21 protein-coding genes are annotated in these 22,543 nt (G+C 75.7%); 14 read left to right on the plus strand and 7 right to left on the minus strand.

Going from position 1 to position 22,543, the window contains the following annotated elements:
- Window positions 1-14 precede the first annotated feature (14 nt).
- Together nthB and SH587_RS01320 are read right to left on the minus strand one after the other, a co-directional pair.
- The gene (gene nthB, locus SH587_RS01315; protein WP_320668738.1) at window positions 15-734 is read right to left on the minus strand and encodes a nitrile hydratase subunit beta; all 720 of its coding nucleotides are present in this window, start codon (window positions 732-734) and stop codon (window positions 15-17) included.
- A gap of 72 nt (window positions 735-806) precedes the next feature.
- Window positions 807-2,207, minus strand: coding sequence for a DUF2252 domain-containing protein (locus SH587_RS01320; RefSeq protein ID WP_320668739.1), 1,401 nt, complete (start codon window positions 2,205-2,207; stop codon window positions 807-809).
- Window positions 2,208-2,283: 76 nt separating this feature from the next.
- Between SH587_RS01320 and SH587_RS01325 the strand changes: the two genes are divergently transcribed.
- From SH587_RS01325 to SH587_RS01340, 4 genes are all read left to right on the plus strand, one after another.
- Window positions 2,284-2,697, plus strand: coding sequence for a hypothetical protein (locus tag SH587_RS01325; protein ID WP_320668740.1), 414 nt, complete (start codon window positions 2,284-2,286; stop codon window positions 2,695-2,697).
- 35 nt (window positions 2,698-2,732) lie between these two features.
- Window positions 2,733-3,596: an alpha/beta fold hydrolase gene (locus SH587_RS01330; protein ID WP_320668741.1), complete on the plus strand. Its 864-nt coding sequence runs from the start codon at window positions 2,733-2,735 to the stop codon at window positions 3,594-3,596.
- A gap of 30 nt (window positions 3,597-3,626) precedes the next feature.
- Window positions 3,627-4,175 (plus strand): dihydrofolate reductase family protein, encoded by a 549-nt coding sequence (locus SH587_RS01335; protein ID WP_320668742.1) that lies wholly within the window; start codon window positions 3,627-3,629, stop codon window positions 4,173-4,175.
- A 183-nt stretch (window positions 4,176-4,358) separates the two neighbouring features.
- Window positions 4,359-6,098: a hypothetical protein gene (locus tag SH587_RS01340; protein WP_320668743.1), complete on the plus strand. Its 1,740-nt coding sequence runs from the start codon at window positions 4,359-4,361 to the stop codon at window positions 6,096-6,098.
- A 22-nt stretch (window positions 6,099-6,120) separates the two neighbouring features.
- Here SH587_RS01340 and SH587_RS01345 read toward each other — a convergent pair whose 3' ends face one another.
- Window positions 6,121-6,738 carry a class I SAM-dependent methyltransferase gene (locus tag SH587_RS01345; RefSeq protein ID WP_320668744.1) on the minus strand — a complete coding sequence of 206 codons (618 nt, stop codon included), beginning with the start codon at window positions 6,736-6,738 and terminating at the stop codon, window positions 6,121-6,123.
- Between the two features lie 67 nt (window positions 6,739-6,805).
- Window positions 6,806-7,414, minus strand: a complete 609-nt coding sequence (locus tag SH587_RS01350; RefSeq protein WP_320668745.1) for a TetR/AcrR family transcriptional regulator — start codon at window positions 7,412-7,414, stop codon at window positions 6,806-6,808.
- Between the two features lie 62 nt (window positions 7,415-7,476).
- Between SH587_RS01350 and SH587_RS01355 the strand changes: the two genes are divergently transcribed.
- The 8 genes from SH587_RS01355 (at window position 7,477) to SH587_RS01390 (ending at window position 17,237) form a co-directional block, all read left to right on the plus strand.
- Complete coding sequence (locus SH587_RS01355) at window positions 7,477-8,994, plus strand: alpha/beta hydrolase (RefSeq protein ID WP_320668746.1); 1,518 nt, start codon at window positions 7,477-7,479, stop codon at window positions 8,992-8,994.
- Window positions 8,991-10,328: an extracellular catalytic domain type 1 short-chain-length polyhydroxyalkanoate depolymerase gene (locus SH587_RS01360; protein ID WP_320668747.1), complete on the plus strand. Its 1,338-nt coding sequence runs from the start codon at window positions 8,991-8,993 to the stop codon at window positions 10,326-10,328. The genes SH587_RS01355 and SH587_RS01360 overlap by 4 nt, the downstream gene beginning before the upstream one ends.
- Before the next feature lie 30 nt (window positions 10,329-10,358).
- Window positions 10,359-11,228 carry an alpha/beta fold hydrolase gene (locus tag SH587_RS01365; RefSeq protein WP_320668748.1) on the plus strand — a complete coding sequence of 290 codons (870 nt, stop codon included), beginning with the start codon at window positions 10,359-10,361 and terminating at the stop codon, window positions 11,226-11,228.
- 300 nt (window positions 11,229-11,528) lie between these two features.
- Window positions 11,529-13,442, plus strand: a complete 1,914-nt coding sequence (locus SH587_RS01370) for a vWA domain-containing protein (protein ID WP_320668749.1) — start codon at window positions 11,529-11,531, stop codon at window positions 13,440-13,442.
- A gap of 17 nt (window positions 13,443-13,459) precedes the next feature.
- Complete coding sequence (locus tag SH587_RS01375; RefSeq protein ID WP_320668750.1) at window positions 13,460-14,227, plus strand: L,D-transpeptidase; 768 nt, start codon at window positions 13,460-13,462, stop codon at window positions 14,225-14,227.
- 170 nt (window positions 14,228-14,397) lie between these two features.
- On the plus strand, window positions 14,398-15,606 hold the full coding sequence (locus tag SH587_RS01380) for a PucR family transcriptional regulator (protein ID WP_320668751.1): 1,209 nt from the start codon (window positions 14,398-14,400) through the stop codon (window positions 15,604-15,606).
- 220 nt (window positions 15,607-15,826) lie between these two features.
- Window positions 15,827-16,381 (plus strand): hypothetical protein, encoded by a 555-nt coding sequence (locus SH587_RS01385; RefSeq protein ID WP_320668752.1) that lies wholly within the window; start codon window positions 15,827-15,829, stop codon window positions 16,379-16,381.
- Between the two features lie 4 nt (window positions 16,382-16,385).
- Entirely contained in the window at window positions 16,386-17,237 is an 852-nt protein-coding gene (locus tag SH587_RS01390) for a L,D-transpeptidase (protein WP_320668753.1), read from the plus strand.
- Window positions 17,238-17,334: 97 nt separating this feature from the next.
- On the opposite strand, the gene SH587_RS01395 is transcribed toward SH587_RS01390, so the two are convergent.
- Window positions 17,335-18,570 carry a PucR family transcriptional regulator gene (locus SH587_RS01395; protein WP_320668754.1) on the minus strand — a complete coding sequence of 412 codons (1,236 nt, stop codon included), beginning with the start codon at window positions 18,568-18,570 and terminating at the stop codon, window positions 17,335-17,337.
- Window positions 18,571-18,922: 352 nt separating this feature from the next.
- Here SH587_RS01395 and SH587_RS01400 point away from each other — a divergent pair, with 352 nt between their 5' ends.
- Window positions 18,923-19,495: a hypothetical protein gene (locus SH587_RS01400; RefSeq protein WP_320668755.1), complete on the plus strand. Its 573-nt coding sequence runs from the start codon at window positions 18,923-18,925 to the stop codon at window positions 19,493-19,495.
- On the opposite strand, the gene SH587_RS01405 is transcribed toward SH587_RS01400, so the two are convergent.
- Window positions 19,433-19,996: a hypothetical protein gene (locus tag SH587_RS01405; RefSeq protein ID WP_320668756.1), complete on the minus strand. Its 564-nt coding sequence runs from the start codon at window positions 19,994-19,996 to the stop codon at window positions 19,433-19,435. The two genes, SH587_RS01400 and SH587_RS01405, sit on opposite strands and share 63 nt — an antisense overlap.
- 520 nt (window positions 19,997-20,516) lie before the next feature.
- On the opposite strand from SH587_RS01405, the gene SH587_RS01410 reads away from it, so the two are divergent.
- Complete coding sequence (locus SH587_RS01410) at window positions 20,517-21,719, plus strand: PucR family transcriptional regulator (protein ID WP_320668757.1); 1,203 nt, start codon at window positions 20,517-20,519, stop codon at window positions 21,717-21,719.
- A gap of 21 nt (window positions 21,720-21,740) precedes the next feature.
- On the opposite strand, the gene SH587_RS01415 is transcribed toward SH587_RS01410, so the two are convergent.
- Window positions 21,741-22,481, minus strand: coding sequence for a L,D-transpeptidase (locus SH587_RS01415; RefSeq protein WP_320668758.1), 741 nt, complete (start codon window positions 22,479-22,481; stop codon window positions 21,741-21,743).
- Between the last annotated feature and the right edge of the window lie 62 nt (window positions 22,482-22,543).

Raw genomic sequence — 22,543 nt, forward strand, 5'->3', positions numbered from 1 at the left:
GACCTCGTCGGTGCTCACGTCACGTCCCCCTCGTCCGCCGGCCGCAGGTAGCTCTCGAAGAGGTCGGCCGACACGCTCTGCCCGGGCTCGGCGTCGGGCCAGATCGCGTGGGCGTCGAACCGCACGCTGTACAGGTGCTCGGTGCGGTCGTCGCCGAGCGCGGCCGCGTCGGGCAGCGCCATCGGCGGGTGGACCAGGTCGACGACGCCCTCGCGGTCCTGGGCGTAGCCGGGCAGCCGGGTGTGGCTGCGGCCGGGCGCCTCGACGGCGATCCGGCCGGTGCGGACGACGTCGCCGACGGCGAACCGCGGCGGGTCGGGCAGCTCGCGCAGCAGCGGCCCGCCGTCGCGCAGCAGCCCCTCGACCCGCTCCAGCAGGGCGGGGTCGCGGCGCTCGTCGCGGCCCTCGCCGGCGGCGACGGCGCTGGCGCGGTCCTGGATCTCGGCCGCGGTCAGCACGCCGTGGGCCTCCAGGCAGGACTCCAGTCCGTAGGCCCAGCGGCGGTAGTAGCCCATCGCGAACTGGGCGGCGGCGGGCAGGCCCTCCATCCGCATCCGCCACTCGTCGACCCCGTAGAGGCCGGCGGCCATCGTGCCGATGGTGAGGCCGATGCAGTGGCCCTCCCAGCCCTCGGGGTAGGGCGTCGGGCCGTCGGGCCGGGGGTCGATCGGCCCCAACCCGAGCGCGCCGCCGAGGTCGTGCGGGCCGTTGCGGACCGGTGGTTCGTCGGACACGGTCGCACTATAGATCGTCATAGCAGCGCTGTCAGGTGCAAATAGTCGCTACGGGGGAGGTGGACGTCGTTCTCAGACCCCGCGCTCGACCGCGATCGCGCCCCGCTGCTCGGCGGCGAGCAGGGCCCGGTGGTCGGCCTCGTTGCGGTCGGCGTAGGCGGCGGCGAACGCGACCATCGCGCGGTCGAAGCGGTCGCCGCCGCCCAGGTAGGCGGCGATCGCGGCCCGGTCGCCGCTGCGGGCGTGGGCGCGGGCCAGGGTCCAGCCGCAGAGCTCGGCGTAGCGGACCATCGCCTCGGGCTCGATCGCCTCGATCGCCGCCGAGCCCTTGCCGTCCCACAGCTGGCGGACGTAGTACTGGCGCTCGCCGACGGTCCCGACGTCGTCGGCGTCGAGCCAGCCGAGCAGCACGTCGCCGGTCGCCTGCATCAGCCGCTGGCCGACGACCACCCGCTGCCCGTGGTGGGCGAAGGCGCTGGCGCCGGCGTAGGGTTCCAGCACCGACGCGCTCGCCTCCTTGACCTGGAGGAAGAGCGGGTCGCCGTGCAGCTCGCCCAGAAGCAGCACGATCCAGGCGTGGGTGCCGACGCTGCCGACGCCGACCACCTTGTGGCCCGCGTCCTCGTAGCGGTAGCGCTCGGCCAGCCGCCGGTTCTGCGGTTCGAGGGTGGCGGCGTAGCGGTCGAGCAGCCGCCGGATCCCGGCCTCGACGGCGGTCGGGTCGAGGTCGCCGGTCAGCTTCGCGAGCGGCACCAGCACCGGCGGCCGGTCGGCGATCCGCGGACGGCCGTCGTGGTCCTCGGTCAGCTTGGCGAGCGCCCGCAGGCTGTCCTTGTTGCGGGCCTTGGTCAGGGCCCGGTCGAAGCGCCGGCGCTGGCTGGCGGAGACCTGGTCGACCCAGTCGCGGGAGGCCTCCTCGACGTCGAGCCGCGTGTACCACAGCTCCAGATCGCCGATCGCGGCGAACCCGGCCATCGCCCGCCGGTAGCTGCCGGCGGCCGCCCGCGCCGACGCCTGCCGCTGGTCTTCGTCGAACCCGCGGTCGCGGCCGCCGATCTCGAAGCTCGCCGCCAGCCGCTTGACGTCCCACTCGAAGGGCCCGGGCAGCGTCTCGTCGAAGTCGTTGACGTCGAAGACCAGGTGCCGGTCGGGGGCCTGGAAGACCCCGAAGTTCGACAGGTGCGCGTCGCCGCAGAGCTGGACCGTCAGGCCGGTGTCGGGCGCGGCCCCGAGGTCGGCGGCCATGATCGCCGCCGCGCCGCGGTAGAAGGTGAACGCCGACTCCAGCATCCGCCCGTAGCGGACCGGCACCAGCGCCGGCACCCGCGTCCGGTCCTGGGCCGCCAGCAGCGCCACCGGGTCGGCCCGGTCCTCGGCCGGCGCCCAGCGGCCGTGGGCGCCGCGCGGCAGCCGCTTGCGGGCGGCCCGCCCGGCCTCGGCACCGGTGGCGGGACGGTCGGCGGGGGGAGCCATCGGCGCAGCGTACGGGCGACGCGGGCGGTCGGCGAACGGGTCGACGGGGCTCGCGCGGTCTGGTACGACGGGGGTCGTGCGCGAGCCGTTGTCCCCCGGCGTCGTCGTCCGGCCGCTCGACGAGCGGACCTGGCCGGCCTTCGCCGCGCTGGTCGAGGCGAGCAACGGCGTCTGGGGCGGCTGCTGGTGCATGGGCTTCCACGTCAAGCTGAAAGGCCGCACGGCGCAGCAGAACCGGGCCGAGAAGGAGCGCCGCGTGCGCGAGCGGCGGGCCCACGCCGCGCTCGGCGGTGCGCTGGCCGCGATCGCGGCCGAGGGCGGCGGCACCGTCGAGGGCTATCCGGAGGAGACCGACGACCGCCGGCTGTCGGGGTCGTTCCTCCACACGGGGCCGATGGCCGCCTTCGAGCAGCACGGCTTCGCCCGCACGCGGCCGATCTCGCCCCACCGCTGGGTGGTGACGCGGCAGGTCGCGCCGGCGGGCAATTAGGGCACCCTTCATCCCCGCTATCATCGCCGCCGTCGATGACCGCGCCCGCGCCCACCCACACGTTCGGCGCCTCGCGCCTGCTCGCCCTGCCCGATGGCCGGCGGCTGCACCACATGGTCGCCGGCGCCGGCCAGCCAACCGTCGTCTTCGAGTCCGGAATGGGCTTCTCGCGCTCGATCTGGGGCCTGGTCCAGCCGGCGGTCGCGGAGCGGACGCGGACGGTGGTCTACGACCGCGCCGGCCTCGGCCGCAGCGACCGCGACCCACGACCGCGGACCCTCGCGCGGATCGGCGACGACCTGCGGGCGCTGCTGGCCGCGCTCGGTCCGGGGCCGTTCGTGCTGGTCGGCCACAGCTGGGGCGGACCGATCGTGCGGACGGCCGCGGCGGCGCTCGGGCCCGAGGTCGTCCGCGGCGTCGTGCTCGTCGACCAGACCGACGAGCGCTGCGACCTGTTCCTCGGCCCGGCGATGGAGCGGCGGGTGGCGTTCGGCAACCGGATGACGCCGCTGCTCGCCCGCACCGGCCTCTACCGGGCCTTCGGCGCGATCCCCGGGCGCCGGCAGCCGGCCGACGTCGTCGCCGACCACCGGCGCGAGGACTTCACCGTCGCCGCCGCCGCGGCGATGGGCGCCGAGCTGGCCGCCTTCCCGGACGAGATCCGCGCGCTGCGCGAGGCGCCGCCCGCGCTCGATCCGATCGCGGTCACCGTCCTCTCCGGGACCAAGCGCACGCGGTTCGACCGCGCTGGCCGGCGCCAGGTCGTCGCGGCCCACCGGGCCACGGCCGAGGAGGCGTCCCACGGGCGCTTCGTCCCCGCCCCGCGCTCGGCCCACCTGATCATGTTCAGCGAGCCGCGGCTGATCGTCGACGAGGTGCTGCGGCTGCTCGACCGATGAATTCGCCGGCCGAGTGCGGTCCCTGCTGGCATGAGCAAGCTCCTCTACTCGGCCACGATGTCGCTCGACGGCTTCATCGCCGGCGTCGACGGCGACATGTCCTGGCGGTCCGCCCACCTCGGCGGCGAGCAGCCCGACCCGGAGGTCGCCGGCCTGGTCGACCGGATCGGCGCGCTGCTGATCGGCCGTCGCACCTTCTACGGCGACGACCCCAACCGCGGCACCGACGCCGAGGGCGCCTTCGGCGGGCGCTGGCAGGGCCCCTCGATCGTCCTCTCGCACGATCCGCCGCGGTCGCCGCCCGGCCCCGACGTCCGCTTCGTCGACGACCTCGAGGCCGCGGTCGCGCTGGCCAAGGAGGCCGCCGGCGATCGCTACGTCAACGTCCTCGGCGCCAACGTCGCCGCGCGCTGCCTGGAGGCGGGGCTGCTCGACGAGATCCTGGTCCTGATCGCCCCGACCCTGCTCGGCGACGGCGTCCCGCTCTTCCGCCGCCCCGGCGGGGCCGACGTGCGACTGGAGCCGCGCGACCCCGCCCGCGACGGTCGCACCCGCTGGTGGTTCCGGGTCGTGCGCTGAGCTGGCGCGCTGACGCTCGCTGTGTCGGGAAGCCGACACGACGGCACGCAGTTGTTGACTGCACGCTTCGCGGCCGGTTGACTGCGACCGTCGTTGCGACCGCATGGGGTGGTCGCGGGGTGGGGTTCGCGGGCCTTTGGTCGGGCATCGCGTCCCACGAGCAACAGGTCTCTAGGGGGATCCATGACTGCGAACTCGCGGCGCCACGCGCGCCGTGCCGTCCTCACCGGAGGGCTGCTGGCCGCATCGCTGATCGCGGCCGCGCCGGCGTCGGCGGCCCTGGGCGGGGCGAACCCGGCCAGCTACAACCACGTGCCGGATCTCCGTTCGGTGACCTTCGGCGAGTCGGGTCCCGACCTGGTCGCCTGGTTCACGTTCGACGAGCCGCTGGCCTCGAACGCGATCGATCCGACCCAGTTCACGCTCGGCGGCTACGCGTCGAGCCAGCGCGTCCCGACCGCGGACGCGGCCTCGGTGGTCGGCAGCAAGCCGAACACCGTCGAGCTGCGCTGGACGTCGAACGACGTCGACTTCGACGAGACCAGCTACGGCGTGGTCAACGCCGGTGCGGTGCGGGCCTTCAACGGCAACCAGCCGAACCGGGTCGATTCGACCGCGGTCACCGGCGCCAAGGGCGAGTCCGGCACCCGCGCCCACTCGGTCCGCCCGGACCTGGTCGGGGTGCGGGTCGACGAGTCGAACCTGAACGCCAACGTCCTGATCTTCACCTACGACCAGCGGATCGATCCCGGCTCGGCCAACCCCGGCCAGTTCTGGTTCGTCAAGCAGGACGGCCAGACCGCGGTCGGCGGCTCGATCGCCTCGGCCAGCGGCTACGAGGTCGCCGTCCGCTTCCCGTCGCTGCCCGGCGACGACCTGGTCACCGAGGCGGTCAAGGCGGCCGACTTCGGCGGCGGCATCACCTCGGTCAACTACGGCAACGCCAGCTTCCCGGGCTCGGTCGCGGTCTCCGGCACCAGCGGCCTGACCGCGATGCCCGACCTGCTCTCGACCGAGTTCGTCGGCGGTGGCGGTTCGGCCTCGGTCGTCTACCACTACGACGAGCCGGTCGCCAACCCGATCGCGGGCGCCTTCGCCGCGGTCACCGCCGCCGGCGGCCTGCTGCCCGGCGCCTCCGCGGTGGTCAACGCCGACGGCAAGTCGGTGACGGTCAACTTCCCGAACGTCCCGGCGGTCAAGGCCCACGAGCACTTCGTGCGCGCGGCCGGCTTCGCCGGGGCGGTGACGAACGTCAACGGCGTGCCGAACATCGGCCAGTCGACCCCGATCGGCGGCAACGCCGGCGCCAAGTCGACCGGCTGGACGTCGGCCCCCGACGCGACCGCGGCCACGTTCAACAAGCAGAACGGCCAGGTCGACGTGACCGTCGACGCGCGGCTGACGATCCCCTCGGTCGATCCGACGCAGTTCACCCTGGTCGACGCCAACGGCGACACCGTCGTGGCCGGCGCCCAGTCGGTGATCAGCCAGGGCTCCGACGGCGCCCCGGGTCCGCAGACGATCCGCCTGCAGTTCCTGCCCAACCAGGTCGCGGCCGCCTCGGCGATCGAGATCAACGGCTGGAACGCGCCGTTCGGCAACAGCGGCGGCTTCGCGTTCATCGGCTCCAACCCGGTGCCGGACAACGTCAACGCGCTGCCGGTCGCGCAGTCGCTGTCGGCGGCGGCGTCGGCGGCGGCGATCGCGCCGGTCGGGACGTCGAAGAAGGTCCTGAAGCTGCGCAAGGTCAAGACGGTCGGCGTGCTGCCGGCGAAGGTCCGCAAGGCCCTGAAGCCGGCCAAGAGCGCCAAGCAGGCCCGCGCCAACGCCAAGGTCCTGAAGGCCTTCTACGCGACGTCCAAGCGGGCGAGCGCCTACAAGGTCAAGAAGGTCGCGGTCCGCAAGGCCGCCAAGAAGCGCTGAGTCGGCGGGCGCGCGCGGCGGCTCAGCCCGCCGCGCGCTCCAGCCGGACCACGCCGTCGACCCGGGTCGACGGCGCCGCGTCGCGGAACGCGTGCTCGACCTCGCGCTGGTCACTGGTCCGCAGCCGCCACGCGCCGTCGGGCAGCTCCAGCGCGCGGACGACCTCCTCGGGCGTCGGCAGCTCGACGTGCGGGTGCTCGGGCGAGGGCAGGTGGCCGACCACCAGCAGCGTCCCGCCAGGCGCGACCGCGGCGGCCGCCGCCCGCAGGACCCGCGTCCGTGGCAGCGCGACGGGGGAGTGCAGGAAGCTCGCCGCGACCAGGTCGAACCGCCCCTCGGGGAACGAGACGGCCAGGTCGTGCCGCTGCCAGTCGATCGCCGTCGGCGGCAGGCCGGACGCCTGGTGGGCGCGGGCCGCGGCGGCCAACGCGGTGGCCGAGATGTCGACCGCCGTCACCGTCCAGCCGCGCTCGGCCAGCCACAGCGCGTCGGCGCCCGATCCGCAGCCCAGGTCGAGCGCGGTGCCGGGCGTCAGCCCCTCCACCTCGTCGACCAGCGAGCGGTTGGGGCGGCCGCTCCAGCGGCCCCGGTCCTCGCGGTAGAACTGCTCCCACCAGGCGGTGGCGTCGGTCGTCTCCATCGTTCGAGGGTGGCGCGACGCCGCCCCGATCGGCAAGCGGATTTGCCGATCCGTCAAACGACGCGCGTCACGCGAGCGCCCGCAGCAGCCGCTCGTGCGAGGCTCGCCAGGCCCGGGCGACCGAGCGCGGGTCGCCGCCGTTGGCCGCCCGCCGCAGGGCCAGCCCGCGGACGGTGGCGAGGGCGAACTCCAGGTCGTCGGGCAGCGTCGGGCGGTCGCCCAGGTCGGGCATCGCGTCGATCGCCAGCCGGATCGCCGCGCTGGCCACCTCGCGCTCCAGGGCCAGCAGCTCCTCGCGCAGGTCGCCGTCGGTGCGGGCCGCGATCCACAGCTCGAGCGTGGCGTCGAAGAGGTCGCCCTCGACCGCCTGCCAGAGCAGGTCGAGCAGCGCGCCCATCCGGTCGCCGGCCGTCGGCGGCGGCTCGATCAGCGCCCGCAGCTCGTCGATCCGCTTCGCCGCCAGGTGCGAGACCGCGGCCGAGACCAGCGCTGCCTTGGTCGGGAAGTAGTTCACCTGGGCCCCGCGCGAGAGCCCGGCCAGCTCGGCGACCCGTCCGGTCGTGACGTTGGCGTAGCCGAACGCGACCAGGCACTCGATCGTCGCGTCGAGCAGGGCCGTGCGGGTGGCCGCACGGCGTTCGGCCTGGGTCATGTGGCTGGCGGGGCGCGTCGACATCTCCGTGGATCTTAGCGGCAGTTGTGCAGTTACGTGCAGAGCAGACTGTTATAGTCGCGCTCATGGGGAGCGGGGAGGGCTGCGTGCGCCGATCGACGACGCCGAGGGGACTGGTGGTGGCCGCGCTGCTGGCCGCGGCGCTGGCGCTCGCCGCGGCCCCGCCGGCCCGCGCCAACCAACTGGTCGAGATCACGATCCCGACCCGCCACGCCCAGATCTCCGACGCCTGGCTGCGCTACCCGGGCCCGCCGCGGGCGCGGGTGCTGCTGCCCGACGGCTACGACCCGGCCAAGCGCTACCCGCTGCTGGTCCTGCTGGCCGGCGCGATGAGCAACTACAAGACCTGGTCGGGCACCGGCTCGGGCCGGATCCAGACCACCGCCGCCGGCTTCCCCGGGATCATCGTGATGCCCGAGGGGGCGACCGGCTTCTACACCGACTGGTGGAACGGCGGCCGCCGCGGCGGCCCGTCGTGGGAGACCTACATCCTCGAGGACGTCCTGCCGGCGGTCCTCGCCCGCTACCCGATCCGCGCCGAGCGCCGCTGGCACGCGCTGGCCGGCGTCTCGATGGGCGGGCTCGGCACCGCCTACCTCGGCGGGCGGCTGCCCGGCTTCTTCGGCTCGATCGCGCTGATCTCCGGCGTGCCCGACCTGCAGCTGTTCCCCGGGATGGCGAACCTGGCCGCGCTGGTGCCGCAGGGGACCGCCGCCCAGCCGATCGACGGGTACCAGATCTACGGCGCGCCGGACGGCTTCTACGCCCAGGGGCACTACCCGCTGCGGCTGGCGGCCAACCTGCAGCACACGCGGGTCTTCATGGCCAGCGGCGACGGCACCCCGACCAGCGACGGCGAGCCGAACGGCAACAACGTGCTGACCGACCTGGCGGCCGAGGTCGCCCTCGTCCGGCCCGGATCCGACCACTACGCCCAGGCGCTGGCGGCGGCCGGGGTCGACGTCACCTACCAGCCGCACGAGGGCATCCACGACTTCGCGAACTTCCGTCGCGAGCTGCGCGACGCGATCGCCTGGGACCTCTTCGCGCCGGTCGCCGAGCGGCCGACCAGCTGGGTCAACGACACCGTCGCCACCCGCGGCCGGCTGTGGCAGTTCGGCTACCGCTTCGACGCACCACCGGACCGGATCGTGCGCTTCCGGCGCAGCGGCGGACGGCTGAGCGTCAGCGCCGCCGGCTCGCCGGTCACCCTCACCACCGACGACGGCTGCCGCCTCCGGATCGCCACGCCGGGGACGATCGCCGTCCCGACCGCCCCCTGCGCGAAGCCGCCGGCCCCGGCGGTCGCCAAGCCGACCGTGCGGGTCCGCCCCGGCCGGCTGTCCACCGGCCGCTGGCGGACCGTGCGGGTGGTCGTCTCGCCGGCCCCGGCGGGCACGACCGTGCGGGTCGGCGGCCGCCGGGCCTCGACCGACGACCGCGGCGTCGCCTTCCTGCCGCTCTGCGCCGCCGACCGCCGCGGGGTCCGGATCGCGGTCGCGACCCCGGGCCGCCCCGGGGTCCGGGTCCGGGTCCGCGCCCACGGCCCGGCGCGCGGCTGCCCGGCGGGGCGGGGCGCATGATCGGCCGCGCGCTGCGGGCGGTCGCGGCCGCGCTGCTGGTGGCGATCGTCGCCGCCGCGCCGGCGGCCGCCGCCGACCCGCCCGACCCGGGCCGGATCGAGCGCTTCACCTACGGCAGCGGGATCGGGGCCTACTCCTACGTCGTCTACACGCCGACCAGCTACGACCGCACGCGGCCCGCGCCGCTGCTGGTGATGACGCACGGCTGCCAGACCACCGCCGACCAGCAGATGCGGGCCAACGGCTACAACCGGCTGGCCGAGCGCGAGCGGTTCGTCGTCCTCTATCCGGACGTCGACTACGGCGCCACGATCCAGCCCGGGCCGCTGGTCCGCTGCTGGCGCTTCTTCTGGCCCGGGAGCTGGCACCGCGACGGCGGCGACGCGGCGGCGATCGCCGGGATGACGCGCGAGGTCGCGGGGCGCTGGCGGATCGATCCCGAGCGGATCTACCTGATGGGGATGTCGGCCGGCGGCTTCATGACGTCGATCCTCTCGGCCACCTACCCCGACCTCTACGCGGCGGTCGGGATCATGGCCGGCGGCGCCTACGCCGACCCGCTCTGCCTGCTCGGCAGTCCGGTCACGACGCCGGTGGCCGACAGCGCCCAGGCCGCGTTCGCGGAGATGGGTCCGCGCGCCCGGGTGGTGCCGCGGCTGGTGGTCGGCGGCGACGCCGACAGGGGCATCACGCCACCCTGCCAGGAGAAGGCGCTGGAGCAGGGCCTGCGGACGAACAACCTGGTGATCGGCGGCCGCCAGGAGGGACCGATCCCGCTGACCCCGGCCGCCGTCCGCGAGCAGCCGCCGGAGCGACCGGGCGGCTATCCGTCGACCGTCCGCACCTACCGCGACCCGAACGGCTGCGTGATCGGGGAGCGCTGGATCGTCCACGGCATGGACCACTTCTGGTCGGGCGGCTCGAGCGATCCGCGGCTGGCCGGCTTCACCGACCCGAAGGGCCCGAGCGGGGTCGAGATCTCGTGGCGGTTCTTCCGCCGCTACACCCGCGCCAGCACGGCGATGCCCTGCGCCGAGGCCCCGGCACCCGCGCCGCCCCCAGCCGTTCCGGCGACTCCGGCCCCGTCCACCGGTCCGCCGCGCTGCGCCCGGCGGACGGTCGCGATCCGGCTGCCGGCCCGCACGGCGACCGCCCGGGCCAGCTTCCGCGGCCGCCGGGTGCCGGCGCGGATCGTCCGCGGGCGGCTGCGGGTGCGGCTGCCGGCCACCCGCCGCAGCCGCACGGTGGTCGTGGTCCGCGCGCGGACCAGCTCCGGGCGACGGACCGTGGCCCGCCACGTCTACCGCGGCTGCGGCCCGCGGACCGACCGATGAGTTCCGCGGTCGGCCGCGGTCGAAGCGGGCATGACGACGACGCACGTGCTCGCGCTTCACGGGGTCGACCTGACCTACGACGTCCACGGCCCGCTGCCGACCGCCGACGGTCGGCCGCCGCTGCTGCTGATCGGCCAGCCGATGGAGGCCGGCGGCTTCCGGGCGCTGGTCGCGCGGACGCCCGAGCGGACGCTCGTCACCTACGACCCGCGCGGGCTCGGCCGCAGCGTCCGCAAGGACGGCCGCGACGACCACGACCCGACGGTCCAGGCCGCCGACCTGCACGCCCTGATCGGCGCGCTCGGGGCCGGCCCGGTCGAGCTGTTCGGCAGCAGCGGCGGGGCGATCGTCGGCCTCGAGCTGGTGGCCGCGCACCCGGGCGACGTCACGACCCTGGTCGCCCACGAGCCGCCGCTGCTGGCGCTGCTGCCCGACGCCGAGGCGGCCGAGCGCGCCCGCGGCCTGGTCCGCCAGGCCTACCTGGAGCGCGGCTGGGGCGCCGGGATGGCGGCCTTCATCGCGATGACCAGCTGGCCGGGCCCGTTCGGCGACGACTACTTCGCCCGGCCGGTGCCCGACCCGACCGCGTTCGGCCTGCCAACCGCCGACGACGGCCGCCGCGACGATCCGCTGCTCTCCGACCGCTCGTGGGCGGTCAGCAGCCACCGGCCCGACGTCGCCGCGCTGACCGCGGCCCCGACCCGGATCGTGATCGCGGTCGGCGAGCAGTCGGCGGGCCTCTTCACCGACCGGACCACGATCGCCGTCGCCGCGGCCCTCGGCCTGCCGGTGACCGTCTTCCCCAGCCACCACGGCGGCTTCATGGACGGCGAGTTCGGGTACGCCGGCCAGCCGGACGCGTTCGCCGCCCGCCTGCGCGAGGTGCTCGCGGGGGACTGACGGAGCGCCCGTTCCAGGCGTTCTGTGACGACTGAACTGGACAGCTGGCAAATTTGTGACCGCCGTCCTTCCCGGGTTATGGCGCGTCCGTCATGGTTCGCCATCGGTCGCTGACGACGTACGCGCCGCCGCCCTCGGCGGTGCGTGCCCTCGGCGGTCATCGTCCGTGGCCGAGGCTGCGTGACGACCCCGCCGACTGCCGGCCGTCGGCGGGCGAACCGTGCCATGCGCCGGCCCGTGCGAGGACCACGACGCATCGGTCCCGCGCGCCGTCCTCCCGACACGCAAGGAGATCCCCTGATGCGCTCGAGCCCCTGCCCGGACACCGGGTCGACCACCGATGCCCGCTGGCGGGCGCTGATCGCGGCGGTGCTCCTGCTGCTGCTCGGCCTGCCCGCGGTCGCGAGCGCTGCCAGCGGGACGATCAGCGTGCGACCGGCCAGCGACCGCGTCGCCGGCGACCAGTCGGGGACCGGCTTCGCGACCGCCGACCTCGCCGGCTTCGCGCCGATCGCGTTCGAGGCGCGGCGCAGCAGCGGCGGTCCCTGGTTCGATCTCTGCACCGTCGCCACCCGCGGCGCCACCTGCCGCTCCGGCCCCGTCGCCTACGACCGCTACGAGGTCCGCGAGAAGACCGCCCCGGCCGGCTGGAGCACGATCCGCCAGCTCTCGTTCGGCGGCGCCGACGCGGGCGCGGGTCCGCTCGTCGACTACGCCGGCAGCGTCCGGGTGAGCGCCGACGACAGCAACCCGACCGTGGTCCCGAACGCCGGCAACACCGTCGGCAACGGCCTCTTCCTGCTCCGGCGCGACAACGCGCCGATGCCCGAGACCTGCGGTGTCGGAGTCCGGCTGGTGCTCGACACCTCGGGCTCGATCGGGCGCGACGCGCCGACCTACGCCCGGGCGGCGAAGGGCTTCGTCGACGCCCTCGCCGACTCGCCGGCCAGCGTCCGGATCAGCAGCTTCTCGAACGTCTCGCGGCCCGGAACGACCCGCTACGCGATGGACGATCCGGCCCAGGTCGCGGCGGCCAAGCAGCGGATCGACGCCGCCTACGCGACGGTCACCGGCGTCACCAACTGGGAGGCCGCGCTGCAGGACGCCGTCTCGACCGACGGCGAGCTCGTCGTCTTCCTGACCGACGGCAACCCGACCACCTACGGCAACGGCAGCGGCGGCGGCCGCAGCCGGGTCTACCTGCACGACCTCACGACCGCGATCGCCTCGGCCAACCTCGTCAAGCGCGGCGGCCAGCGGATCGTCCCGGTCGGCGCCGGTCCGAGCGTCAGCGAGATCAACCTGGCGGCGATCTCCGGCCCGGGCGACTACTACACGGCGTCGAACCTGAGCGACCTCGACGACGTCCTGGACGAGGTCGCCAACCGCCTCTGCGGGGCCCGGATCCACGTCCGCAAGCTGGTCGACGACGCCGTCGGCGCGCAGGCCGGCTGGCGGTTCGCGGCCCGCTCCGACGACGCGGAGGTCTCCTACGACGACGACAACCCGGTCTCCGCCGGCAGCCCGGCCGAGACCCGGATCGACCTCGACCGGATCCCGGCCGGCGGCGCGACCGTGGAGCTCGACGAGCAGCCGACCGCCGCCCAGGAGAAGGACTACGCCTTCGGCGCCGCCCGCTGCCAGCTCGGCGGCTACCCGGAGCCGGACGCCGCGCTCGTCGGCCCCCGTCAGCAGACGCTGAAGGTCCAGCGGCGCCAGGACTGGTACTGCACCTACCGCAACGAGCGCCGCGGATCGGGCGAGCCGCCGGTCGTCGTGCCGCCGGTCGACCCGCCGAAGCCGCCGGTGGTGGTGCCGCCGGTCGACCCGCCGGTGGTCGTGCCGCCGGTCGATCCGCCCCTGGTCGCGCCGGGCCCGCGCGCGCAGACCGTCCGTCCCCAGCCGCGGCCTCGCGCCCGGCTCAGCGGACCGGTCGGCTGCGTGGTGCCGCGGACGGTGCGGGCCGACGTCGCCGGCGAGCGGATCGCGAAGGTCGTCTTCCGGCTCAACGGCCGCACGCTGCGGACGCTGACCAAGCCGAACGCGAAGGGCCGCTACCGGATCGACCTGCGGACGCGCCGGCTGGCGTACCGGACCCACCGCCTGACCGCCACGGTCACCTTCGTCAGCGAGGCGAAGACGAAGGCGAAGACGCTGCGGCTGGCCTTCAGCCGCTGCCGGCCGATCGTCGTCACGCCGAAGTTCACCGGCTGACCGGGGAGCGCGACGGCGTGCCGGCGATTCCCGACCTGACGATCCGCGGCGGCGCGCTGGCGCTGGTCGCGATCCTGATCCCGACCACCGCCCCCGCCGCCGGTGCCGCCGCGCCGGCCCCGGGGGCGGAGGCGGAGCAGCCGCAGCCCAAGCTCGAGCGGCTCTCGGACGAGCGCAGCTCGAGCTTCTGGGCCCATCCCGCGCGGGTGACGGCGATCCACGCCGACCACCGCTCGCGGGCGCGGGTCGTGGCTCGCACCCGCCTCTTCACCGAGGACCGGGTGCCCGAGGTCTACCTGGTGCTCGAGCGGTGGACGAGCGAGGAGGGCGACGAGTGGCTGCGGGTGCGGGTGCCGAAGCGGCCGAACGGCGTCACCGGCTGGCTGCCGGCCGATGCGCTCGGCGCGCTGCGGCGGGTGCGGACGCAGCTGGTCGTCGACCGCCGCCGGCGGCGGGTGACGCTGCTGGAGCGCGGCCGCCCGGTCCTGACCGCCCGGGTCGGGATCGGGATGGCGTCGACGCCGACCCCCTCCGGCCGCTTCTACGTGCGCGAGAAGCTGCGGTTCTCGGGCGCGCCGATGTACGGCACCCGCGCGCTCGGTACGTCGGCCTACGCGCCGACCCTCAGCGACTGGCCGAACGGCGGCGTGGTCGCGCTGCACGGCACCGACCAGCCGGAGCGGATCCCGGGTCGGCCCTCGCACGGCTGCGTCCGGCTGCGCAACGGCGACATGGCGCGGCTGTTCGCGCGGACGCCCGTCGGCACGCCGATCCGGATCGTCTAGGGCTGGATTTGGGATCAACCGATAGCCGCGCTTCGATAGTTGTGATCTGCTCCCTCCTCTCGTGGCCCCCCGTGCGCCAGCATCCGCACGATGCGGCGAGCCGACTGGACTCCGGGGCCCCGCCGGCCGCCGGTCCGCGGTCGGCGCGGCCGGATTGATCGCGACCGTCCATGGGCCAGCGGTCGCTAGGGCGGGACGAGCTCGCCCGGGCCTTCGGCGATCCCGGTTGGCAGATCGACTTCGCGGACGAGGTGGCCCGCGCGGTCGTGGCGCAGGCCGGGGACGACGCCGAGGATCTGGGGCTCTTCAAGGCGCTGCGCGCCAGCAACGCGGACAGCGTGCGGGTGTTCTCGCTGGTGCTGGCCGGGCAGGCCGATCTCGGCGTCGTGCCACTGGCGCCGCTGGCCGCGTCCTACGCCCGCGCGATGGCCCGCCGCGGGCTCAACGTCTCGACCTTCCTGCGGCTCGGCCACCTGGAGCACGCGGCGGCCTGGCGGGCGATCCTCCGCCGCTTCCACGAGCAGTTCGACGGCGGGCCGACGTCGGCCGCGACCGTCGAGGCGCTGGCCGACGCGTTCGTCCGCTTCGACAGCGAGTTCACCCAGGCGCTGCGTCACGAGTTCGAGCGCGAGCAGGAGCGGCTGCGGGTCGGCCGCTCCGACGTCTCGCGCTCGATCGAGCGGCTGCTCGACGGGGCCGACACCGACGCCAGCTGGCTGGTGCGGCGGTTCCGGTTCGACATCGACCTGCCGCACCTGGCGCTGGTCGCGTGGCGCGAGGATGACGCCGGCGACGACGGGTCGCTGCGCACGGCGATCGAGGAGCTGCTGGCCGAGCTCGGGATCCGCTCGCGGATGAGCGTCGAGCTGCCGGGCGGGCTGGTCGCGGCCTGGGCGCGGCCGGACGGTCCGCCCGAGCGCTGGACGGTGCCGGAGCCGCTGGCGCGCCGCTGCGGGGTCAGCGTCGGGCTCGGCACCCCCGGCACCGGCCTGGCCGGGTTCCGCCGCTCGCACCGCGAGGCGATCGAGGCCCGGCGGGTGGCGCGGCTGGCCGGCGTGCCGGGCGGACGGGTCACCCGCTACCTGGACGTCGGCGTGGTCGCGCTGGCCACCACCCGCGAGGTCGCCGCCCAGGCGTTCATGCGCGAGCAGCTGGGCGCGCTGCTCGAGGGCGAGGCCCGGCGGGCGGTCCTCCGCACCACCCTGCTCGAGTTCCTGGAGCAGCGCGGCCGCTCGTCGTCGGTCGCTCGCTCGCTCGGCGTCCACGTCAACACGGTCATCAACCGGGTCCGCGCGGCCGAGGCGCTGCTGCCGGCCGATCGCCCGGCGCGCGACAGCGACCTGGTGCTGGCGCTGCGGCTGGCCGAGCACGTCCACTGATCGCCCGACGCAGCGCTTGTGATCGTCCGCCACGGCGGGGGGCGAATTTGTGATCGACGGCGTACGGAATTCGCCGCCGGACCGGCAGTCTCAGGAGTCGTAGTGCCTGGCTGCGGCCGGCGCGCGGGCGCCCTCCCTCGGGGGCGTCCGCGCGGGACGCGCCGGCACGATGGGCAAGTCCGCGCGTGGTACCCAGCGCGCAGAACGAGAGCAGGAGCGGATGGACGCCGATCAGGCGCGCGCGGGCGCGGCGCCGACAGCGATCGAGGGGTGGGCGGACGCTCGCGGACGACGCCGTCCGCCGGGCGCGGCGGCGGGGCTGACGGTCGCGTCGGTCGCGGCCGCGCTGGCGCTCGCCGCCTGCGGGGGCGACGACCGCGGCGACGACGCGGCGCGGGCGACGGCGGCCGAGGGCCAGCCGCCCGCGGTCACCGCGGTCGCGGCGGAGAACCTCTCGCCCCGCGGCCTGCCCGCGGTTCCCGTCCTCCGCCACGCGAAGGGCGCGCGGGCCGACGTCCGCCCCGGGCGGTGCCCGACCGATCGCGGCCGGGCCGTCGTGCGGGGGACGGTCGCGAACCCGACCGACCGTCCGGCCGACTACGTGATCGCCGTCAGCTGGATCAGCGACCGCTCCGACGTCCGCGCCCGCGCGGTGGCGACGGTCGAGCGGGTCGCGCCGGGCGCGACCGAGCGCTGGGCGGCGCGCACCCGCGTCCGCGCCGGCAACGCGGTCCGGCGCACCTTCTTCGTCCAGCGCGGGGCGCTGCGTGATTGACCCGGTGCGGCGGCGGCTTCCGATCGCGTGCGCCGCCGCCGCGGCCCTCGCCGTCGCGGCGTGGGGGCCGGCGGCGGAGGCTCGCGCGGCCACGGCCGAGCTGCGCGACAGCCCGGTGGTCCTCGACGATCCGGACGAGCCGGCTCCCGAGATCGGCGACGTGCGGCCGAGCCCCCAGCGCGGCGCCTACCTGGCCAAGCTGCTGGAGCCGGCGGCGGTCTACCCGTCGCTCGACGCGACCAAGCCCGACGCCCGACTGGCGACCCGCACCCGCTACACCCACAGCGGCGTCCAGCTGCTGGTCCGTGACGCCGCCTACACCGCCGACGGACGGCTGCGGCTCGACGTCTCCGCCCCGCTCAAGCCGACCGGCCGCCCGGCCTGGATCGACGCCGACCTGGTGCGGCTCACCACCACCCGCCTGTGGGTGCGCGTCGACATCCGCCGGCGGTTGGTGATGCTGCTGCGCAACGGCCGCGTCGTGCGTCGCTTCCGCAGCGTCGTCGGCGCGCCGCGGACCCCGACCCCGGTCGGCCTGACCGCGATCTACGAGGCCGTCGGCGCCCGCACCCAGGCGGCCTTCACCGGTCGCTGGGCGCTGCACCTGACCGCCTTCAGCCGCGTGCTCGACCGCTTCGGCGCCGGCGACGGCCGGGCCGCCATCCACGGCCGCGGACCGACCGCGCTCGGCGACCCGCTCGGCAGCGCGCGGTCGCACGGCTGCGTCCGGATCGACAACGCCCCGATCGCCTACCTCCGTGCGCGGCTGCCGCTCGGGGCGCCGGTCGAGATCGTCGACGGGCGCCGGCCCCGCGCGCGAGCAGCTTCCCGATCGTCCTCCGGCGCGCGGCGCTGACACACACCGTCCGCGCCGGAGGGCGCTGGTCGTCGTCCGACGATCGGCGTCGCGCCCTCGGCGGGGCGGCGGGCCCGGCCCGTCGCCCCCGCCGCCGTCAGGCGGCCAGGTGGCCGGCCAGGCGCAGGGCCAGGGCCAGATCGCTGGTGCGCTCGCTGGCCGTCTCCGGCAGCAGCGCCTCGGCCGCCCGCACGCGGTTGATCACCGTGTTGACGTGGACGCCCAGGTCGTCGGCGGCCGACGAGGTGCGACCGCGGTGCTCGATGAAGGTCAGCAGCGTGGTCCGCAGGGCCGCGTAGCGCGGGTCCGGATCGAGCAGCGGGCCCAGCTGGCGCTCGACGAACTGCCGCGCCGCCTGCTCGCCGCTGGTGGCCAGCGCGACGGCGCCGACCTCGGCGTAGCTCGTCACCGGCGCCGCCGGCCGCGGGTTCAGCAGCGCCACGCGGTGGGCGGCGACCGCCTCCTCGTACGAGCGGCGGAGGCCGTCGACGCCCGGCTGCGGGGTGCCGACCGCGACCGCCAGGCCCAAGCGCTTGGGCAGCTCTGGCGGCACGATCCAGCGGTCCGTGCCGCCGCGGGGCCGGACCCACGCGACCGCGCCGTGGGGGAGCTCGCCGACCAGCCGGGCCCGCAGGTCGAGGTCGGACAGCAGCCGCTCCAGCGTCTCGCGGTCGACCAGCGCGTTCGACGGGTCGCCGCTGGCCGCCCAGGCCACCAGCGCGATCTGAGACAGCGCGGGGTCGTAGCGGAAGCGCCGGGCCAACGATCCGTCGTCCTCCTCGCCGTCGAGCAGCCGCTCGATCGTGCGGTCGCGGACCTCGGCCGAGAGCAGCTGCCGTTCGTGGTGGAAGACCCGCCGGACGCCCTCGATCAGCGCGATGTCGAAGCGGACGAAGTGGTTCGTCAGGTGCTCGAGCGCGTCGGCGTAGGCCGGCGAGCCGACGAGCCGTTCGCGCAGCCGCTCGCGGACCCCGTCCCAGGCGGCCTCGTGGGCGGCGGTGGTGATCCGCTCGAAGGTGGCGGTGTCGAAGCCGCGGCGGGCGAGCGCGCGGGCGAAGGCGGTCGACATCGGCGTGGCGAAGTCGGGGCCGATCTCGACCTCGCCGGAGAGCACCAGCTGGAACAGGCGGGTGTTCTCGGCGATCTTCCGGTCGGCCAGCCGCAGCAGGTCGGCGTCGCCGGCGACGGTCGGTTCTCGGGTCAGCGCCCTGACGAGTCGAGCGTTGAAGGAGGCCTGCCACTGCGGGTCGCCGAACGTGGCCGCGAGCGCCTCGCGCCAGGTCTCGACAGCACCCTGCGACGCAGACGCGGGCTGGCGGTGACGAACGTGCATCGATCTTCCGGTGCTGTCGGGGGGACAGGCCACAGCAAGGGGGGAAACGACCCTGGGGACCACGGCAAACGTAGCAAGCTTACGCCGTCGGCGGGGACCTGGAATGGGCTCGTCCGGCCGGTTCGCTCGGACCCGAACGTGTGTGTTCCTCCCTGGTCCGAGCGTCGGAATGTGACCGTTCTGGTGGCCCACGGGCCACCAGTTCGCCACGCTCGATCGACAGGTCTGGGCGGACGTCCGCCGAGTTCCCGGCCCGCGATCGTCGAGGTGTCGAGTGTCGAGATCCATCCGTAGGTCCCGCGCGCGCTGGCGCCGCTGGCGTCGTTGGCGCGCCGCCCTCGGCCGCTCGGCGATGGGGCTCGGGGTCGACTCGATCTCGCGGGCGGAGCTGGCCGACTCGATCGAGCGGGCGCGGAGCGACGCGCTGCGGCGGGCCGTCGGTGCCGACGCCGGCGGCCGGATCGGTCGCGCAGCCGCGTTCGCGCTCGGCGGCTTCGTGGTCGCCCTCGGCCTGGCCGAGGGCGATCTGCTGCTGGCGGTGGTCGGCGCCGCGGCGATCGCGGCGACGGTCGCGATGGTGGCCTCGATCGCGGCGCTCGAGCGTCAGCCGGGCCCTGGCGCGCGGATCGGCGACCGGCCGATCGCCGTCCTCTCGCGCCACCGCCCGGGTTGGCGGGCGGCCACCGTCACCGCGCCGGAGCTGCTGGTCGTCGGCGTGCTCGCCACCCACGTCGTGCTGGAGGACCGGGCCGGCGCCCTCCACCTGGTCCGCCGGTCGGGGCCGCTGGCGCGGCTGCGGCGGGCGCTGCGGCTGGGCCGGCCGCCCGAGGCCGCGGCGCTGGGCGCCGGCGGCAGCGTCGGATCAGGCGTGCTGCCGGGGCGGCTGCCCGAGCTGGTCGACCCACTCGGCGAGCACGGTCGGTGACGGCCGCCGCGGGGGGAGCGCCCGCACCAGCCGGGCGCCGGCGCTGCGGCGGTCGACCAGGTACAGGGCGTCTTCCGCGTCGCGCAGGATCAGATGCCCCGGCAGCGAGCCGATGACCCGGATCCGGTGCGACGGGATCACGACCCGCTGCCACTGCCGGCCGTCCTCGGTCGGGGCGAGCACCGACAGCCAGGGGCCGGACGCGCGGTGCAGGTGGCGGCGCCGGGCCATCGCGCTCGCCAGGCCCCCGGCGGTCGAGGTGAGGGCGCCGGCGCCGGCCAGCCGCGCGTCGTCGACGGCGAGCGCGATCGACATCAGCGCGACCCCGGCCAGCACCGCCGACGTGCTCGCTCGCGGGGGCGCGGGCGGGGCGACCGAGGCGGTGGCGGTGCGCCGCGCGTGCTCGACCGAGGCCACGAACTCCTCGCCCGAGATGTCGCCGCCGACCAGCGCCTCGTGGAATCGCGCCTGCCGGGCGCCGAGTGCGTTCCCGGTCAGCAACAGGGAATCCGCGGGTCGACGGCGGGGTAGCGGGGGCGCATGACGTCGAGTCTGGAGCGTCCCGAGAGGGCCCAATAGGGTCACCGTCACAATGTCGGAATTGTGTGATTGATCTGCCCACAATCCGCGGGCGCGGCGGCGGTTTCCGGTACGGGCAGCGGCGGGCGTTGTTGGTGGTGGACTGTGATGATTCACATGGGAGCGCGGTGAACTTGTGACCGTCGGCCTATGGCGGCCCTACGTCTACCCCGCACGCTGTCGGTCCAGGGCACGAACGTGCCGGCGCACCGGTCGGGGCCGTCCTCGATCCGCGGCCGCCGAGCGCGGGCCGCGTCCGGCATACCCCCACCCCCCGTCGTGGCGCCCGCGCGCCGCAGTTCAGAAAGGAGCCCGTCATCGAGGCTCGCCCGTCGCTCCTCCGGCGCCCCGTGCGCCCGGTCGGCTCCCGACTCGGAGGTCCGTCGTCGTTCCCCGTTGACCCGTCGTCATGCGACTCCCGGCCGCCCCCGCCCTGCACCCGGTGACGCAGCGAACCGCGTCGTGGCACGAAGAGCTGGTCGCCCTCTGCGCGGACCCCGCGTGGCACGCCGAGGTCGCCGAGCGCGTCGCCCGCCTGGTCCACGAGCAGCTCGACGAGCTGGACGGCGACGTGGCGCTGATGGACGCCACCCGCCAGAGCATCGAGGACAAGATGCGGCTGTTCGCGGCGGTCGTCGCCGGCGTGGCGGACTCCGACCTCGAGCGGCTGCCGCCGATGGCCGCCGCGCACACCCAGGCGATGGTCCGGCGGGGCGTCTCGGCGCCGACGATGATGCAGATCTACCGGATCGCCCACGAGGTGACCTGGCAGGCGCTGCTGGTGCGGCTGAAGCAGCACTTCGGCGAGTCGTCGAACCTGGCGGCGGCGCTGGAGCGGGCGGCGACCGTCCTCCAGCGGTTCGAGACCGCGCTGTCGGACGCGCTCCGGCGCGAGAGCGAGCAGTCGCGCGACCGCGCCGGCCTGGTCGCGCGGGCGGTCGAGCGGATCCTGACCACCGCCGACCACGACGCCAGCTGGATCCAGCGGCAGATGCAGTACGACCTGACCACGAGCCACGTGGCGGTCGCGGCCTGGTGGCCGCCGCGACGCGACGGTCTGCGCGACGAGCCGGGTGAGCGGTCGCAGCGGCTCGACGTGCTGCTCGACGACCTCGACGTCGGCACGCCGCTGGTCGTCGACCTGGCCCCCGGGGTGACCGCGGCCTGGATCAGCGTCGGGCCGCTGGCCGGGCTGGAGGTGCCGGCGCCGCTGGCCGAGCGCCACGGCCTGCACGTCGCCGTCGGCCGGCCGCACCACGGCGTCGAGGGCTTCCGCCGCAGCTACCACGAGGCGCTCGAGGCCTACCGGATCGGGACCATGGCGCCCGACGGCCCGCCGGTGGTCCGCTACGCCGACGTGGCGCTGGTGTCGCTGATCGCGGCCGACGAGCCGGCCGCGCGGGCCTTCATGGAGCGCCAGCTCGGCGAGCTGCTGGCGCCCGGCGCCCGCAACCGCGTGCTGCGCCGGACCCTGACCGGGTTCCTCGAGGCCCGTGGCCGCTCGTCGACCGCGGCGGAGATCGTCGGGGTCCACGTCAACACGGTGATCAACCGGGTCCGGACGGCCGAGGAGCTGCTGCCGCCGACCGCCAGCCGCGACAGCGACCTGCTGCTGGCCCTGCGGCTGACCGAGTGGCTGCGCTGACGGCCGGCCGCGCGACGGTGGTCAGCGGCTGACCATCACCGGCGTGCCCGGAGCCAGCCGCGCGGCCATCCACCGGATCGGCTCGTCGTCGACCCGCACGCAGCCGTGCGAGCGGGCCGAGCCGAGCGGGTCGCCGAAGCTGCCGCGGCCGCGGCCGTGGAGCGCGACCCGGCCGGGGCCGCCGCCGTAGTCCTCGAGCACGTCGGAGTGGCTGGTGAGGGCCAGGGCCCAGGGGCCGAGGAAGGCCCGCGGGTCGCGCTGGCGGTTGCGCTCGTAGACCGCCGAGAGACCGAGCGGGGTCGGCGTCGCCGACGCGCCGACCACCGCCCGGGTCCGCCGCGCCAGCCGTCCGCGGCGGAAGACGGAGACGGTCCGCCGGCGGACGTCGATCTGGACCCAGTACGGCGTTCGCGAGAGCAGCGCGTCGTCGCGGCGGATCCAGCCCGAGCGGCCGTTGGGACGCGCGGGGAGCAGCACCCGCAGCCAGCGCTCGCCGTCCGCGCCGGCCGCCGCTTCCAGCACCAGCAGCTCCTGGGCGTGGTGGCCCCACGCGGTGGTGGTCGAGAGCGGCGACGCGCTGGCCGGGTCGTCGCGCCGGGCGCGGACGCTGGTCGGCGCGACGATCCGGGCGACGGTCGCTCCGTCGGCGCGCGACGGCGGCTCGATCGCGAGCGGATCGTCGATCGCGTCGGCGCGGGCCGGCCCGGCGACGGCCGCGGCCACGGCGAGCGCGAGCGCGGGGGCGAGGACGCGGCGGACCATGCCGCCACGGTAGGCCGTTTCCGGCGGTTTCGGGGCGGTTCGCCACGGGCCTGTGATGGCCC

It is taken from the genome of Patulibacter defluvii (genome assembly GCF_034096925.1).
Lineage (GTDB): Bacteria > Actinomycetota > Thermoleophilia > Solirubrobacterales > Solirubrobacteraceae > Patulibacter > Patulibacter defluvii.